This is a genomic window from Streptomyces sp. NPDC111516 (assembly GCF_055635345.1).
This window is the reverse complement of record NZ_JBVKBV010000006.1, coordinates 130,851-146,682: the sequence shown is the minus strand read 5'-3', so window position 1 is coordinate 146,682 and position 15,832 is coordinate 130,851. Positions and strand designations below refer to the sequence as shown.

The window sequence follows — 15,832 nt, the reverse complement described above, 5'->3', positions numbered from 1 at the left end:
GGTGGTGCCGGTGCCGGCTGTGGCGGTGTGCGCTGACACGATGTCCTCCCTGGCTTGTTCATACCCCTAGGGGGTATCCATTGGAGGTTCAGGTATACCCCCCACCCCTATGAAACGCAAGGGTGGGCATGGCGTCGGGGGTCGGAGTGCGCGTGTGTGCCCGGCGCCCGCTCACCGGAAGTGCGTCTGACCTCACGTATCTTCACGTCACATCGGGCTGCGCCCCCGGCCGGTCGGCCCGTAGGCTGGTCATTGGACTAGACCTATTGTCTAGACCTATTTCCGCTTCCTGGAGGATTGGGATCCCATGAGCAACCGTGCAGTCCTGGAGGTGATCGCTCTCGACGCGGAGGACGCGGTCGCTGCCCAGGCGGGTGGTGCGGACCGGCTTGAGCTGGTCACCGACATGGCGGCGGACGGCCTGACCCCGTCCCGTGCGACCTTCGCGGAGATCCGGGCGGCGGTGGACATTCCACTACGCGTGATGCTCAGGATGGAGGACGGCTTCGCCGCAGGCGACATCGACGAACTCGTCGCCAGGGCGCGCGAGCTGCGGGCGGAGGGCGCCGAGGAGTTCGTCATGGGCTTCCTGGACGCCGAGGGCCACCCGGACCTGGTCGCCGTCGAACGGCTCGTCGCCGAGCTGGACGGCTGCCGCTGGACCTTCCACCGCGCGATCGACCGGGCCGCGGACCGGGACGCCCTGCGCAAGCAGCTGGCGGACCTGCCCGGCCTGGACACGTACCTCACGGCGGGTTCGCCCGAGGGCGTCGACGACGGCATCCCGACGCTGCTCGTCGAGGCGGCACGCAAGGGCGAGCCCGGGTACGAGCCCCGGATCCTGGTGGGCGGCGGGCTCCGCCTGGACCACCTGCCGGAACTGCTGGGTGCGGGCATCGATGCGGTACACATCGGCAGCGCGGCCCGCCCGCACGGCTGGTCGGGACCGGTGGACGTGGCGGCGGTACGCGAGTGGCGCGCGGTCCTCGACCGGTAGCGGGTGCCCGACGCGTAGGCCCTGTCCTGCCGATCTTCGCGGGCCCGGAACGCCTGGCACGGCACCTCGCCGCGTTGTCGTCAGTCGCCCGAGTACGTCCAGTACGAGGACGATCCTCCGCCTTGCGATGCACCGCACCAGACGCCCCGGGCTGATCCACGAAGATCGACAGGACAGGACCTAGCGGGGCGGGGAGGGGCGGGTCGCCTGCGGCGGGCCTGTTCCCCTGCCCGCCCCTTCCCGTAACCGGGGGCGCTGCCCCCGGGCCTCCGCTCCTCAAACGCCGGAGGGGCTTGCGGGTGCCAACTCGCCCGGCAGGTCCGCCGCGTGGACCACCGTCAGCCCCGACACCGCACGCGTCAGCGCCACGTACAGCCGCCGCAGCCCCGTGCGCTCGTCGGGCTCGCCGTCCACCACCGCGGCCGGCTCGTCCAGCACCACGTAGTCGTACTCCAGGCCCTTCGCCAGCGACGCCGGGACCAGGGTCAGCCGGGACTCGGCGGTCGTCTCCTCACCGGGGGAGAGATACGCGTGCCCCGCCGCGGCCAGCGCGTCCGCCAGCGCCGGAATCCGCGCGTCCGCCGCGATCAGCCCGATCGACCCCTCGTGCCGCAGCGACTCCTCGCACGCCGCCAGCACCGCCGCGTCCAGATCCGCCGGACCGGCCACCTCCCGTACCTCCAGCGAACCCGGCGACTCACGCACCGACTCCACCGCCGCGAGGCCCGGCGAGATCACCGGCAGCAGCCGTGACGCGTACGCGATCACCTCGCGCGGCACACGGAAGCCCGCTGTCAGCTCCTCCACCACCGCGTCCGACTTGCCCAGATGGTGCAGCGCCTGCGCCCAGCTCTCCGTCGACCACGGCGTCGTTCCCTGCGCGAGATCGCCGAGGACCGTCGCCGAACCGGTCGTGCAGCGGCGGCCCACCGCCCGGTACTGCATGGGGGACAGGTCCTGCGCCTCGTCGAGCACGACATGGCCGAGCGAATGCGTACGCGCCACCAGATCGCTCGCCTCGTCGATCAGCACCGCGTCCGCCGCCGACCACTTCGCGGACTTCACGCTGCGGACCGGCCTGGTCCACAGGATCGTCTTCTGCTCGTCCTCGGTGAGCAGCCCCGCCGCGTGCGCGGCCAGGAACTCCGCGTCCGACAGCAGTCGCAGCACCAGCCTGGCCGGTTCGACGACCGGCCAGATCGCCTTAACGGCCGCCTTCACGGCGGGGTTGCGGGCCACCGCGTTCTGCACCCGGTCGTCGGGCGCCTCGCCCGCCTCCTCCATCCGGACCAGGACGGAGTGCGCGATCCGCTGCGGAAGCGCCTCGTGGGCGGCCCCGTACCGCATGTCCCGGGCCAGGAGTTCGGTGACGATCTCCTCCAGCTCGTACGCCGGCACCCGCCACCGCCGCGAGCCGCGCACCACCATCACCGGCTCCGTCGGCAGCGTCACATGCGAACGGATCGCCCGCCGCAGCACCTGGGCCATCCTGGCGTCGCCCTTGACGACGGCGGCGGCCGCCGAGTCCGTGCCGCGCACCTCGATGCCCGCCGTCACCAGATCGTCGACGGTCGCCTGCTTCACCTCCAGCTCACCGAGGGCCGGGAGCACCTGCTCGATGTAGTGCAGGAAGGACCGGTTCGGGCCGATGACCAGCGTGCCGGTACGGGCGAGCCGCTCCCGGTGCGCGTACAGCAGATACGCGACCCGGTGCAGGCCGACGGCCGTCTTGCCGGTGCCGGGCCCGCCCTGCACGCAGACCGTCCCGCCGAGGCCGCTGCGGACGATCTCGTCCTGCTCGGGCTGGATCGTCGCGACGATGTCACGCATCGGACCGACGCGCGGCCGCTCGATCTCCGCCTGGAGGAGCCTGCTGGTCTGCGCGGCCTCGGTGGGGTCGGTGAGGTGCTCGTCCTCGTACGCGGTCAGCTCACCGCCGGTGTAGCCGAAGCGGCGGCGCCGGCCGACGTCCTGCGGGTCCTTCCTGGAGGCCCGGTAGAACGGCTGCGAGACGGGCGCACGCCAGTCGACGACCATCGGATCGCCGTCGGCGTCGTGGACGTGGCGGCGCCCGATGTAGAACTGCTCGCCCTCCCGTCGCCCACCACCGCCCTTGGCCGAGGCGCTGCGCGCCGCCCCTCCTGATGCCCCCTCGGCCTGCTCGGCACCGACCGTGTGCAGATAGTCCAGGCGCCCGAAGAAGAGCGGGGTGTGGGCGAGATCGGCGAGGGACTTGATCCGCTCGTCGATCTGGGACTGCAGAACGGCCGCGTTGACCCAGTTCGCGGTGACGTCGCGGATGTCGAGGGCCTGGGCGTCCTCGCGCATGGCGCGCAACGCGGAGCGGGACGCGGCGAGATGGGCGCGTTCAAGGGCCAGGGGATCGGTGGTGGTGTCGCTTTCGGGTGCGTGCGCGGGCACGGTGTTGCCTCCGGCTTTCAACGCAGGACGGCGGACCGCACCTCGCCCCGGGGCACTGCTCGGGGCGACGCGGTCCGCTCGGGGATCGATCACGGGGTACACACGCAGGCGGTGCGTACGGCTGCCGGCCGGTTTCCGTCCGGTCGGCGGCGCTCCCCCGGCTGCCGGCGATGGCCGGTACCACGGTGCGGGAGGCGGGCAGACCGGCGATTGTATCGACCGCCCGCGTCGGGGTCGAACGGATTTGATGCCGGTTCAGTGCCGGTGCCGGCGCCGGTCCAGCGTCGGTCCGCTGCTGGGCCCACCCCGTAGGGGACGGCATGCGACCGGAGACCTACGCGCACCGCTCCCGGATTCCGTCCGCGGATCGATGACTTCGCGGGCGGGGCGCAGCACCATGGATTACATGAGTACAGTCACCCTGAACCCTCGCAGGACCGGCCCGGCGCACGGCGCGACCGCGGCCACCGGTCACCGGCACAGCCACCGCGTCGGCGACGCCCTGCGCGCCGTCAAGGTCTACGCCCGCGCCGCGTTCGGCGTGGTCGTCCTCGGCGAGTACGCGGAAGAGGCGGGCGTCCACCGCCGCGAGCACTGAGTACGCGCGACCTCTCCGGCACACGACTCGCAACCGCCCGGCAACCGACCGCCGTAAGCGGATCGGCCACCGGCCTCAGTTGTCGGCCAGCAGCTCGTCCGCGTCCACGATCCGGTACGCATACCCCTGCTCGGCCAGGAACCGCTGGCGGTGTGCTGCGAAGTCCTGGTCGATCGTGTCGCGGGCGACCACCGAGTAGAACCGCGCCTCGTGCCCGTCCGCCTTCGGCCGCAGCACCCGGCCGAGCCGCTGCGCCTCCTCCTGGCGCGAGCCGAACGTCCCCGACACCTGGATGGCGACGGTCGCCTCCGGCAGGTCGATGGAGAAGTTCGCGACCTTCGACACCACGAGGACGCTGAGCTCGCCCTCCCGGAACGCGTCGAAGAGCTTCTCCCGCTGGGCGTTGCTCGTCTCGCCCTTGATCACCGGGGCGTCGAGATGCTCACCCAGCTCGTCGAGCTGGTCGATGTACTGCCCGATGACGAGGGTCTGCTCGCCCCGGTGCTTGCGCACCAGCGCCTCCGTCACCTTCCGCTTCGTGTCGGTCGTCGCACAGAACCGGTACTTCTCCTCGGTCTCCGCGGTCGCGTACGCGAGCCGCTCCGAGTCCGTCAGATTGACCCGTACCTCGACACAGTCGGCGGGCGCGATGTAGCCCTGCGCCTCGATCTCCTTCCACGGGGCGTCGAACCGCTTGGGCCCGATCAGCGAGAAGACGTCCGACTCGCGGCCGTCCTCACGCACCAGCGTCGCGGTGAGGCCGAGGCGCCGCCGGGCCTGCAGGTCGGCGGTGAACTTGAAGACGGGCGCGGGCAGCAGATGCACCTCGTCGTAGATCACCAGACCCCAGTCGCGGGAGTCGAACAGCTCCAGGTGCGGGTAGACGCCCTTGCGGCGGGTCGTCAGCACCTGGTACGTGGCGATGGTGACCGGCCGGATCTCCTTGCGCGTACCGCTGTACTCGCCGATCTCGTCCTCGGTCAGCGAGGTCCGCTTCACCAGCTCGTGCTTCCACTGCCGGGCCGAGACGGTGTTCGTCACCAGGATCAGCGTCGTCGCCCTGGCCTGAGCCATCGCACCGGCCCCGACCAGCGTCTTCCCCGCACCACAGGGCAGTACGACCACACCCGAGCCGCCGTGCCAGAACCCTTCGACGGCCTGCTTCTGGTACGGCCGCAGCGCCCAGCCGTCCTCGGCCAGCTCGATCGGGTGCGCCTCGCCGTCGACGTAACCCGCGAGGTCCTCGGCGGGCCAGCCCAGCCTCAGCAGCGTCTGCTTGATCTGCCCGCGCTCGGACGGGTGCACGGCCACGGTGTCCGGGTCGATCCGCGCCCCGACCAGCGGCTGGACCTTCTTCGAGCGGAGGATCTCCTCCAGCACGGGCCGGTCGGTGGAGGTCAGCACCAGACCGTGCACCGGATGCTTGGACAGGGTGAGGCGGCCGTACCGGGCCATCGTCTCGGCGATGTCGACGAGCAGTGCGTGCGGTACGGGATAGCGCGAGTACTGCACGAGCGCGTCGACGACCTGCTCGGCGTCGTGCCCGGCGGCGCGCGCGTTCCACAGCCCGAGCGGGGTCAGCCGGTAGGTGTGGATGTGCTCGGGTGCGCGCTCCAGTTCGGCGAAGGGCGCGATCGCCCGACGGCAGGCATCGGCCTGGTCGTGGTCCACTTCCAGGAGCAGTGTCTTGTCGCTCTGGACGATGAGGGGTCCGGTCACGCGCGTCGGCCCTTTCTGCTGCGGGGACGGCCGGGAACGGCCAAACGTCCAGTGTGCCGCATGTGGGGGCCGCGGTGCGGTGTGCTGCTCGGCACAAGGACGTACGAACTCCGGGCTCCGGGCCTCGGGCCAGGGGCCTCAGTGCGCGGCGTCGTCGGCCAGTTCGGCGACGCCGGTGATCCGGTGCAGAGGATAGGTGCGGACCTCGTCCGCCGTGTGGTCGTACGCCGTGACGAAGCCGCCCTCGACCCGGACCGGGGCGATGACACGCTGACTGGCCGCCCCGTCCGCGTTGACGTAGCCGATCCAGAGCGCCGAGCCGGTCATCGCGGCGGCCTGGACGGTGGCGAGGGTCTCGGCCGGCGTCGTACGGGGCAGGGAGCCGGCCGGGGCGTCGGGGGCGTCGGCCGGGTCCTTGCGGGCCACCGTGGCGGCCGTGTCCCCGGCGCGGATCGCCCGTACCGCCGCACCGAGCAGCGTGGCGTCCGGGACCGGAGGACCCTCGGGCACGGGGGCGGGGGCGGTGCGCGGCGGGGTGCGGCGGGCGCCCGCGCGGGTGATCAGGACGTCGCCCTCGGCGGATTCGGCGGCCGGGGCGTAGCCCATCTCGCGCAACCCCTCGAGCAGGGACGCCGGGTCGACCTGGGCGGCCAGGGCCGTCGGCGCGAGGCGGCGCAGGCGCAGGGTGGCCGAGCGTCGGTCGGCGAGGATCTCGTTCAGCGCGGCCTCGTCGTCGCAGCGTACGTACGAGGAGGCGGCGCCGATCCGCAGATGGCCATGGCGGCGGGCGACGTCGTCGATGAGGTAGCTGAGCGGCTGCGGCACCGGCGTACGGCTGTGGGTGGCGAGGAACGCGTGCAGATCGGCCGCGGACTGTCCGGCGTCCAGGGCGCGGCGTACGGACCCGGGGGTGAAGCGGTAGACCGTCGCGCCGCCCTTCGACTCGATGTCGGCGAGGGCGGAGAGCAGGTCCGCCAAGGGGCGTTCCAGCGGGCCGGGGGCGACGGCGGTCAGGTCGGCCTGGAGCAGGACATGGTCCAGCGGCTCAGGGATGAGGGGAGCGAGCAGCGCGGCGGCCTCGGCCGGCCCGGCGTCGAGCAGGGCGCGGGTGTGCGAGGCGAGCGCGCCGCGTCCGGTGATGCCGAGGAGCTCGCATTCGTTCAGCGTCCACAGGGCGATCCGGGACCGCAGGTCGGTGGTGTCCCCGGCGGTGGCGGAGGCGCCGCGCAGGGGGCGTTCCCAGCGGAGGCGGGCGAGCACGGTCTCCGGGTCGGGGGCGGTGCCCGGTTCCAGGACGGCGAGGAGGGCGAGGACCCGGTGACGCACCTCGGGGGCGGCGGAGCGGTCGAGGCCGGGGCCGAGGGCGGACAGGGCCCGGCCCTTGGCGTCCTGGCCGCCGACCAGTCCGGGGGTGCGGGTGGCGGCGAGCCAGGCTGTCGCGAGGTGCGCCCAGCGGTCCTGGGCGGGGAGTTCGGCCCAGTCGTCGTACGCGGGCGTCGGCGCGTACCGCTCGTCGGCCTCCCCGTCGGAGGCCAGCAGCCCGGCCGCGTAGGCGAGTTCGACCCAGAACGCCGCGAGCGGCTCGGAGACGTCGAGGGCGGTGGCGGTCTTCTTCAGGTCGCGGACGCTGAGCCCACCGGCGCGCAGTATCGCGGGGCCGCCGCCGTTCCAGCTCTTCAGCAGCTCCTCGACGGTGGTCACCGCCAGGAACGCCTGACCGGCCGCGGCGCTGTCCACAGCCTGGGGATCACGAACGGCGACCGCTGCCACGGCGGGCGGCCGGGGTTCCGGTACGCGGTGGGCGCGCCCGGCCCGCAGATGCAGGGCGGCCTCGCGCGGCAGCACCACGGTGCGGGTCGACACGGGCAGCAGCAGCCCGTGGTCGCGAAGCCATTTCACCGGCGGGGTGGGGTTCGGGGTCACTTCCCCGTACGGTGGCCCCCACACCAGCCGGTCCAGTACGGAGAGGGCCTCGGCGGGGGCGGTGTCCAGCAGCTCGCCCATCCTGGCCCGGTCGGTGAAGAGCGCGGACAGGGACGCCACGGCGGATACCGGGTCATGGGTGGCGGGCAGTCCGACGGCCGCCAGGATCTCCTGGAGCCGGCCGGGCGACATACCGGCGGTCGCCTCCGCGACGGTCGGGCCCAGGCCGGTGGGGGAGGGGTGCTGCGGGGACGGTGCGAGGAGTTCGCGCGCGGTACGCACCAGCCGCAGCCGGTCGTCCTCGCCCCAGACGAGGGCCTGCTCGCGCAGGGTGGTCAGGGCCTCGGGCAGCGCTCCCTCGATCGCCGCGTCCGCGTCGTCGCGGTGCTCGCCGTGGTCCCGGCCGTCGCCGGTGAAGAGGCCGAGCAGCGTCTCGTACGGGGCGGGGTCGGGGGCCACGGCGAGCGCCTCGGCGGTCTGCAGGGAGAACCGGTCGAGGTGTTCCAGCGCGCGTACGACGGAGGCGCGCGTGCCGGCTCTCGTCGCGAGCTGAGTGATGTCGCCCGGTACCGGGGTGAGGAGATCGGGGCGGGCACGCAGCAGCCACCCCAACGACTCGTCGTCCCGGGCGCGGAGAGCTTCGGCGAGCGTCCGCGGTGGTGTGGTCATCCCCATCCGTCCCACGGTAGTCGCTCCGGACAGGCCTGAGGGCGCTACCGTCGGTGCAGGGCGGTAGAGGGGAACGATCGCGTGGGGATCGAGAGCGACCAGCTGGTCTACGACTATCTGAGCCGGGTCGGGGACCTGGCACAGCAGCAACAGCTGCCCTCGGCCGCCCGGATGGGGCTCGTGTCGACGCTCCGGGGCGAGATCGACCGGCAGCGCGGAAAGCAGTCGGCGGACAGCCCGGCGGCCGTCCGCCGCATCATCGGGAGGCTCGGCACCCCCGACGAACTGGTCGCTGCCGCGGCCGCGTCGGCGGACGGGACGGTCCAGCTGTCCCAGCGGCCGGAACCCGCCGTGGGGGAGGGGCGAGGCATCCCCCGGCCGCGCAAGGGGATGCTCCGGAAAGACAGTTCCGGCAAGGGCGCGTCGCAGGCGCCGGACGGGGCATCAAAAGCCCCGGAGCAGTCGGCGGAAGCCGCTCCGGAAGCGGCTCCGGAAGCGGCCGCCGGGCGCGCGCCGTCGCCGCCGCACATGGCCGGAACGGACGAGCTGGGGCCGTCCGGGAGCGAGCCCGACTGGTGGCGGATCGAGCCGGGGCCGTTCGGTGACGGAGTGGACGTGCCGGGATTCGCCGGCGGCGTGGAGATCCCGGACATGATGAGGCCGCCGCCGTCCCGGGACGCGGTTTTGGGCTCCCGCGCCGCGGACGACGCGCCGGACGACGACGCCCCCGCCGAGGAAACCGGCGCCGACGAGGCCGCACCGCGACGCCGACGGCTCCCGCGCCTGCGCCGCCGCGCCCCTGGCGAGTCGAAGCCGACGGCCCGGGGCTTCTCCCACCCCTTCATGCTGCTCGCCGCCGCGCTGCTGGTCGTGGGCGCCGTGACGGGTTCCTGGCTCGCCCTGGCGGGCGGCTGGCTGCTCGCGTACGGCTCACGCACGTTGTCGCGCGCGGAGGCGAAGTGGGCCGCGATGGGCCTGCCGGGCGTGGTCGTGGCGGGTGCCCTGGTCTGGCTCTGGGGCCGGACGGAGGGCCGCTGGGGCGAACCGATCCCGCAGGACGGGATGGCGGACGCGCTGACCGGGGTGTGGCCGGTGGTGGTGCGGACGGCCGCGGTGGCGTCGGCGGCGTTCCTGGTGTGGCGGGCGCGGAAGCGGGTGGGGTAGGCGGGGATGCAGGAGTGCGGGAGTTCGGCTCCGCTGGGCTGCACACGTTGAACCGCTGACCGGGCCTTGCCGTTCGCGGAATTGTCGACGGCATCTCCGGCGCGCTCGGGATGTTGGTGACCTATAATTCTTTGTACATCACCAATATGTACGACGCGAACGTTTGCAGGGAGGTGCGACGTGTCTGTGACCCAGATCGACATCGACGATGACGCCCTGGAGCGTGTCATGGCGCTGTCCAAGGTGAGGACCAAGAAGGAGGCCGTCAATCTCGCCCTCCAGTTCTACGCCGAGCGGCAGGAGCGTGCGGCGCGCATCAGCCGCCACTTCGAGCGTGCGCGCCAGTGGGGGGCGGTTGAGGACGCCGAACGTCAGCACCGGGCGGAGAAGGACAATCGGTGATCTATCTGCTCGACACCTCCGGCCTTGTCCGGTTGCTCGGCGACTCCAAACTGCAGTCGGCCTGGTACGACGCGATCGACGCCGAGGCCGTCGCCTCCTGCTATCCGCAACGCGCCGAGTTCCTGTACAGCGCCCGGAACGCCCGCGAGTACGACGAGATCGCGGAGATGTTCACAGACCTCTACCCGGACGTGTCGGTGCCGAAGAACGCGGGACGCTGGATCGGTTCGGTGCAGCATCGGATGGCCCGGGCCGGGGAGCATCGCAGTGCCTCGGCAGTGGATCTGATCATTGCGGCTACTGCGGCCCACCACGGCCTGACCGTCCTTCATGACGACGCCGACTACCAAACCGTCGCTCGGCATGCGGCCGACCTCAGCGAGCACAGCGTCCACGACATCTAGCTAGCTAGCCCAGGCGGAACCGAAGATCCTGGCCTTGTCAAGATCTTCAGTTCCCTCCCGGCCCGGCACATCGGCCGCAGGCGCCGGGCAGGGCCGCAGAGGCTTCAGTGCGGAACAGGAGCTGTCCAGGGAGCCCCCGGCACCACCAGCGGCGAACCCGTCACCGGGTCCGGGACGATCACCGCGTCCAGGCCGAAGACCTCGCGTACGAGACCGGCGGTGACGATGTCCTTCGGGCGGCCCTCGGCGACGATCCGGCCCGCCTTCATGGCGACCAGGTGGTCCGCGTAACGGGCGGCCTGGTTGAGGTCGTGGAGCACCGTGACGACGGTCCGGCCGCGGGTGCCGTCCGCCGCCGGGGCGGTGAGCCGGCGCACCAGGTCCAGGACCTCGACCTGGTGCGCGATGTCGAGGTACGTGGTCGGCTCGTCGAGGAGCAGCAGATCCGTCTCCTGGGCGAGCGCCATCGCGATCCAGACCCGCTGGCGCTGGCCGCCGGACAGCTCGTCCACCGACCGTTCGCCGAGCGCGGTGATGTCCGTACGCTCCATGGCGTCCGTCACCGCCCGCTCGTCCTCCTCGGACCACTGTTGCCACCAGTGCTGATGCGGCTGCCGGCCGCGGGCGACGAGATCGGAGACGGTGATCGCCTCGGGGGCGACCGGGGTCTGCGGCAGCAGTCCGATCGACTGGGCGATCCTCCGCGTGGGGATCTTCGACAGCTCGGTGCCGTCGAGGAGCACCGCCCCGCCGCGCGGCTTGAGGAGCCGGCCGAGCGCGCGCAGGGTGGTCGACTTGCCGCAGGCGTTCGGGCCGACGATGACGGTGACCCGGCCGTCGGGAACGGCGAGGTCCAGCTCGTGGACGACGGTGCGGTCCTCGTAAGCGAGCGTCAGTTCCCGCACGGTGAGTCGGCTGGTCGCGGTCGGGGTCGCCGTGGCGTCGGACGTGCCGGACGTACGGGTCGAACTCATGCGGTGCCTCCACTACGGCCGCGGCCGCCGCCCTGACCACGGACGATCAGCCAGATCAGATACGGGGCGCCGACCGCCGCCGTCAGAACACCCACCGGCAGTTCGGTGGGCGAGAAGAGCCTGCGCGCCAGCAGATCCCCGAACACGACGATCACCGCACCGAGCAGCGCCGAGCAGAACAGCGGGATCTGCGCGGTCCGGGTCATCCGGCGGGCGATCTGCGGGGCGAGCAGCGCCACGAAGTCGACCGGCCCGGCCGTCCCGGTCGCCACGGACGCCAGGATCACCCCGAGGGCGACGAGACCCAGCCGTACGCGCCCCAGACGCACCCCGAGCGCGGTCGCGGTGTCGTCGTCCATCGAGACGGTGCGCTGGGCGCGGGCGGCCCACAGGATGGCCGGCAGCAGGACCAGCAGCGTCCAGCCGATCGGCGCGGCCTCGGACCAGCCGCGGCCGTTGAGCGAGCCGGTCATCCAGATCTGCGCCTGCTGCGCGACCAGGTAGTCGCCCTTCGTCAGGAACAGCGTGGTGACCGACCGCAGCGCGATGGCGAAACCGATGCCGATGAGGACGAAGCGGGTGGCATGCAGCCCGCCGCGCCAGGCGAAGACGTACACGAGGGCCGCCGCGGCCACCCCGCCGATGACGGACAGATACGGCAGCACGGTGTACGAGGTGACGCCGAAGGTCATCGCGCCGACCGTGAGCGCGCTCGCCCCCTGGCTGATGCCGATGATGTCGGGGCTGGCCAGCGGGTTGCGGGCGACGGTCTGGATCAGCGCACCGGCGATCCCGAACGCCGCGCCGACCAGCAGCCCCACGACCATCCGCGGCAGCCGCAGCGTGCCGACGACCAGCTCGTCCGGGGACGGCTGCCCCAGGACCACCTTCACGACCTCGCCGGGCGCGACGAAGCTCTCGCCGACGCAGAGGTACGCGACACAGACCGCGGCCAGCAGCACGACGAGGGAGGCGGCGACGACGGCCGCCCGCCGGTGCAGCAGGAACCGGCCCCGGACCCCGATCCGTACGACGTGGTACCCGGCGGGCCGGACCCGCACCGAGGTGTCGGCACTCATGCGGGCACCGCCTTCCGGCGTACCAGCGTGACCAGGAAGGGAACGCCGATCAGCGCCGTCATCACACCCGCCGGGACCTCGCTCGGCGGGAAGAGGACACGGCCGACGACGTCGGAGACGAGCAGCATGACGGGCCCGATCAGCGCCGCCATCGGCAGCACCCAGCGGTGGTCGCCGCCGACGATTCGGCGGGCGATGTGCGGGACGGCGAGGCCGATGAACGCGATCGGCCCGGCCGCCGCGACGCCGACACCGGTCAGCACCGTGGCCCCGATGCCGCCGACGATCCGTACCGTCGCGACCTTCTGCCCGAGGCCCTTCGCCACGTCCTCGCCGAGCGCCAGAGCGTCGAGCCCACGGGCGACGGACAGCACGAGCACGGTCCCGACCAGCATGAAAGGCCAGATCTGCTGGGCCACATCGGCCTCGCGCCCGCCGATCGAGCCGACCTGCCAGAAGCGGAACTCGTCCAGTGCGGACGCCTCGGTCGTCAGCACCGCCGTCGTCACCGACACCAGCAGCGCGTTGATCGCGGCGCCGCCCAGGGCGAGTTTCACGGGGGTGGCACCACCGCGCCCGCTGGAGGCGACGGCGTACACGGCGACGGAGGCGATCGCCGCCCCCGCGAACGCGAACCACACGTACCCCGTCAGGGTGTGGATCCCGGCGTACGCGATGGCCAGCACCACGCCCACCGAGGCGCCCTGACTGATACCCAGGATGCCGGGGTCGGCGATGGGGTTACGGGTGATGCCCTGGAGCACCGTGCCCGCGAGGGCCAGTGCCGCGCCGACCATCAGCCCGATCAGGGTGCGCGGCACCCGCATGTTCCGGACGACTTCGGCGGCGTCGGAGTGCCCGCCGTGCAGCAGGGCGTCGAACACCTCGGACGGGGGTATGGAGCGGGCCCCCACGGCGAGGCTGAGGAGTACCGCCACCAGCAGCGCCGCGACGGCCGCCGCCGTCGCGAGTGCGCGTCCGGGGCGGCGTGGAGCGGCGGCTGACATCGGACCCCATCGAAAGGCGAAGCAAAGTTAGGCTTGGCTAAGTCTAAGCATCGTCGTTTTCGGGCCCGAGGGCCGTACCGGGACCGCCCCTTCGCCCGGCCCCGCGACAATGGATGCCATGCCTGCACATCCGCTGACGGTCGGCTTCGACCTCGACATGACGCTCATCGATTCCCGGCCCGGCATCAAGGCCGCCTACCTGGCGCTTTCCGCCGAGACGGGGACGCCGATCGACACGGACCTGGTGGTGAGCAGGCTCGGGCCGCCGGTCGACGAGGAGCTGCGGAACTGGTTCCCGGCCGATGTGGTGGCCGCGACCGCCGACCGGTACCGCGAGATCTACCCCACATACGCCATCACTCCGAGCCTCGCGCTGCCGGGCGCCCGGGAGTCGGTCGCCGCGATCCGCGGGCGGGGCGGCCGGACGATAGTCGTCACCGCCAAGCACCGGCCGAGCGCGGAACTCCACCTCGACCACCTCGGGATCGAGCCCGACGCGGTCATCGGCGGCCTGTGGGCGGAGGCCAAGGGCCAGGCGCTGCGCGAACACGGGGCACATGTGTACGTGGGCGACCACACCGGGGACGTACGGGGCGCCCGCACGGCCGGGGCGCTGTCCGTGGCGGTCACCACAGGCCCGTGCGACGTGGAGGAGCTCCGGGCGGCGGGCGCGGACGTCGTGCTGTCGTCGCTGACGGAGTTCCCGTCCTGGCTGGACGGGTACCTGGACGGGGACGCGGCTTAGAGGAGCTCACAAAATGGGAGTCCGATCAGCTCGCGGCGTCTGGTGCGTGCGATCGCAAGGCGCTGGAAGGTCCTCGTAGCGGAGCTACTAGGGCGTTTCGGCAACGCAGCGAGCGTGCGTGCCAGGCGCCGCGAGCCGGGCGCCCATTTTGTGAGCTCCTCTTAGCCCCCACAGGCCTCGATCCGGGCACGGGCGGCCTGCAGCCTGGCCCGCGGCGGAACGCCCCGCTCGGCAGGCCCTGCACGGAGCTCCGGCCGGGCAGGTGCCTGCCCATCGACGCACCGGGGGCCGGGCGGATCTCCGCCCAGCCCCCCCCGCATCGCATCGCCTCGGAACGGGATCAGAGGGCCGGCAGAGGCACAGTGCCGTACAGGGTCCAGTGGTCGGACTTGCCCGCAGTGGCGGAGACCGAGCACCGGGAGAACGTGTGCGGCGCGAAGATGTAGTCGAGCTTGCGCGTGGGGTTGCCGTTGGCGTCGGCGTTGGCTACATAGGCCCCTCCGCCTGGACTGCTGCCCCGGGGACGTCGCCGGCGTTGGCGCGGCGGGCGTCACTTCTCGTTCGCGCCGGGTTCCGCGCTGATGGATGCCTGGTAGACATCCGTGTAGGTAGGGGAGTCCTTGACCAGGTCGTCGCAGAACGCGGCGACGTCGGTGCCGATGAGTTCCAAGACGCCCTTGCCTGCGGCGACGCCCTCCTCGAAGAAGTCGACGATCCCGGGGAGCAGGGGCCCGTCAGGCAGGCTGATCGGTCCGACCTTGAACAGGTACCTCTGCATCTCCTTGTAGACGATCTGGTAGTCCGGCGGGAGAGCCTTGACCCGAGCCACGTGCGCCCGCCACTGTTTCTTGCCCTCGATGATGTCTTGGATGCTCACGTCAGCCTCCCAGCCGGCTCAATTTCCTTGCGACGTTCCTGTTCAACTGCTCGCGCCACCGGTCGCGATAGGTTCGAGCCCCTTCTCCACCGGCAAGCGCGGTGCAGAAGCCTTGGATGTCCTCGCCGAGCACCTCGTGGACGCTCTGCCCGTCCGCCGCTGCTACTTCGAGCAGCCCCAGAGCGGCGTCGAGGATCGCCATCAGGTTGCGGCCGGTGAAGTCCCCGTAGGGGAAGAGGTGGGCGATGATCTGTCCCCACGCCGCCCGGTAGTCGTCCGGCAGGGCCTCGGCCCGGGCTTCGAACGCCTTCCATTCCCTGGTGAGATCGCTGCCTGTGACCTTCTCCCAGAAGTTCATCTCCCGCCCTCCTTGAGCCTGTCGATGCGTGATGAGAGGTACTGCCATTTCGCCCAGAACTTCGCGAGTTCCTCGCGTCCGGCGTCGTTGAGCGCGTAGAACTTGCGCGGCGGACCGACCCCGGATGGTCGTTTCGTCACCTGGACGAGCCCGTTCCTCTCCAGCCGCAGCAAGATGGTGTACACCGTGCCCTCGATGACGTCGGCGAAGCCGAGCTCGTTCAGCTGGCGGGTGATGGCGTACCCGTAGGTTTCCTCGCTGCCGATGATTTCGAGCACGCACCCTTCGAGCGTGCCCTTCAACATCTCCGTCAGGTCGTCCATCGCCGGTGCTCCTCAGCCCTGTCAGTACTGCGTGATACCGAGTACCACTATACGGTACCACTGAATAGTGGAGGGTGGCAGTTCTCCGGTAGGCGTAAACCCGGGACCGGTCGGCGAGGACCCCGCGCGGCCGCCAGCTTCTGGCCCGCTGCCGGCCCCTCGGCGGCGGCCA

At 71.9% G+C, this 15,832-nt stretch carries 15 protein-coding genes; 6 read left to right on the top strand and 9 right to left on the bottom strand.

All coding sequences use genetic code 11. From position 1 onward, the window contains the following. The first annotated feature begins 307 nt into the window (after positions 1-307). Positions 308-997: a copper homeostasis protein CutC gene (locus tag ACZ7L9_RS14635; protein WP_471415431.1), complete on the top strand. Its 690-nt coding sequence runs from the start codon at positions 308-310 to the stop codon at positions 995-997. Positions 998-1,273: 276 nt separating this feature from the next. On the opposite strand, the gene ACZ7L9_RS14630 is transcribed toward ACZ7L9_RS14635, so the two are convergent. Then, positions 1,274-3,418, bottom strand: a complete 2,145-nt coding sequence (locus ACZ7L9_RS14630) for a HelD family protein (RefSeq protein ID WP_471415429.1) — start codon at positions 3,416-3,418, stop codon at positions 1,274-1,276. A 406-nt stretch (positions 3,419-3,824) separates the two neighbouring features. Here ACZ7L9_RS14630 and ACZ7L9_RS14625 point away from each other — a divergent pair, with 406 nt between their 5' ends. Beyond that, positions 3,825-4,016 (top strand): hypothetical protein, encoded by a 192-nt coding sequence (locus tag ACZ7L9_RS14625; RefSeq protein WP_471415427.1) that lies wholly within the window; start codon positions 3,825-3,827, stop codon positions 4,014-4,016. A 75-nt stretch (positions 4,017-4,091) separates the two neighbouring features. Here ACZ7L9_RS14625 and ACZ7L9_RS14620 read toward each other — a convergent pair whose 3' ends face one another. Both ACZ7L9_RS14620 and ACZ7L9_RS14615 read right to left on the bottom strand, forming a co-directional pair. Next, entirely contained in the window at positions 4,092-5,735 is a 1,644-nt protein-coding gene (locus ACZ7L9_RS14620) for a DNA repair helicase XPB (RefSeq protein WP_471415425.1), read from the bottom strand. Positions 5,736-5,873: 138 nt separating this feature from the next. Beyond that, positions 5,874-8,333 carry a helicase-associated domain-containing protein gene (locus ACZ7L9_RS14615; RefSeq protein WP_471415423.1) on the bottom strand — a complete coding sequence of 820 codons (2,460 nt, stop codon included), beginning with the start codon at positions 8,331-8,333 and terminating at the stop codon, positions 5,874-5,876. Between the two features lie 75 nt (positions 8,334-8,408). On the opposite strand from ACZ7L9_RS14615, the gene ACZ7L9_RS14610 reads away from it, so the two are divergent. From ACZ7L9_RS14610 to ACZ7L9_RS14600, 3 genes are all read left to right on the top strand, one after another. Next, positions 8,409-9,491, top strand: a complete 1,083-nt coding sequence (locus ACZ7L9_RS14610; protein ID WP_471415421.1) for a hypothetical protein — start codon at positions 8,409-8,411, stop codon at positions 9,489-9,491. Positions 9,492-9,671: 180 nt separating this feature from the next. Next, positions 9,672-9,893: a type II toxin-antitoxin system VapB family antitoxin gene (locus tag ACZ7L9_RS14605; RefSeq protein ID WP_471415419.1), complete on the top strand. Its 222-nt coding sequence runs from the start codon at positions 9,672-9,674 to the stop codon at positions 9,891-9,893. After that, the gene (locus tag ACZ7L9_RS14600; RefSeq protein ID WP_471415417.1) at positions 9,890-10,297 is read left to right on the top strand and encodes a PIN domain-containing protein; all 408 of its coding nucleotides are present in this window, start codon (positions 9,890-9,892) and stop codon (positions 10,295-10,297) included. The genes ACZ7L9_RS14605 and ACZ7L9_RS14600 overlap by 4 nt, the downstream gene beginning before the upstream one ends. Positions 10,298-10,401: 104 nt before the next feature. Here ACZ7L9_RS14600 and ACZ7L9_RS14595 read toward each other — a convergent pair whose 3' ends face one another. Genes ACZ7L9_RS14595 through ACZ7L9_RS14585 form a run of 3 tightly spaced genes read right to left on the bottom strand, consistent with a single transcriptional unit; the run spans position 10,402 to position 13,357 of the window. Next, complete coding sequence (locus ACZ7L9_RS14595; RefSeq protein ID WP_471415415.1) at positions 10,402-11,271, bottom strand: ABC transporter ATP-binding protein; 870 nt, start codon at positions 11,269-11,271, stop codon at positions 10,402-10,404. Further along, positions 11,268-12,350: a FecCD family ABC transporter permease gene (locus ACZ7L9_RS14590; protein WP_471415414.1), complete on the bottom strand. Its 1,083-nt coding sequence runs from the start codon at positions 12,348-12,350 to the stop codon at positions 11,268-11,270. The genes ACZ7L9_RS14595 and ACZ7L9_RS14590 overlap by 4 nt, the downstream gene beginning before the upstream one ends. After that, on the bottom strand, positions 12,347-13,357 hold the full coding sequence (locus ACZ7L9_RS14585) for a FecCD family ABC transporter permease (RefSeq protein WP_471415412.1): 1,011 nt from the start codon (positions 13,355-13,357) through the stop codon (positions 12,347-12,349). Before ACZ7L9_RS14585 ends, ACZ7L9_RS14590 begins: the two co-directional genes overlap by 4 nt. A gap of 109 nt (positions 13,358-13,466) precedes the next feature. On the opposite strand from ACZ7L9_RS14585, the gene ACZ7L9_RS14580 reads away from it, so the two are divergent. Further along, positions 13,467-14,102: an HAD family hydrolase gene (locus tag ACZ7L9_RS14580; RefSeq protein WP_471415410.1), complete on the top strand. Its 636-nt coding sequence runs from the start codon at positions 13,467-13,469 to the stop codon at positions 14,100-14,102. Positions 14,103-14,652: 550 nt separating this feature from the next. On the opposite strand, the gene ACZ7L9_RS14575 is transcribed toward ACZ7L9_RS14580, so the two are convergent. Genes ACZ7L9_RS14575 through ACZ7L9_RS14565 form a run of 3 tightly spaced genes read right to left on the bottom strand, consistent with a single transcriptional unit; the run spans position 14,653 to position 15,660 of the window. Continuing rightward, on the bottom strand, positions 14,653-14,979 hold the full coding sequence (locus tag ACZ7L9_RS14575; RefSeq protein ID WP_471415409.1) for a DUF1048 domain-containing protein: 327 nt from the start codon (positions 14,977-14,979) through the stop codon (positions 14,653-14,655). Position 14,980: 1 nt separating this feature from the next. Then, positions 14,981-15,337, bottom strand: a complete 357-nt coding sequence (locus ACZ7L9_RS14570; RefSeq protein WP_471415407.1) for a DUF1048 domain-containing protein — start codon at positions 15,335-15,337, stop codon at positions 14,981-14,983. Beyond that, positions 15,334-15,660 carry a PadR family transcriptional regulator gene (locus ACZ7L9_RS14565; RefSeq protein ID WP_171164436.1) on the bottom strand — a complete coding sequence of 109 codons (327 nt, stop codon included), beginning with the start codon at positions 15,658-15,660 and terminating at the stop codon, positions 15,334-15,336. The genes ACZ7L9_RS14570 and ACZ7L9_RS14565 overlap by 4 nt, the downstream gene beginning before the upstream one ends. Positions 15,661-15,832: the final 172 nt, after the last annotated feature.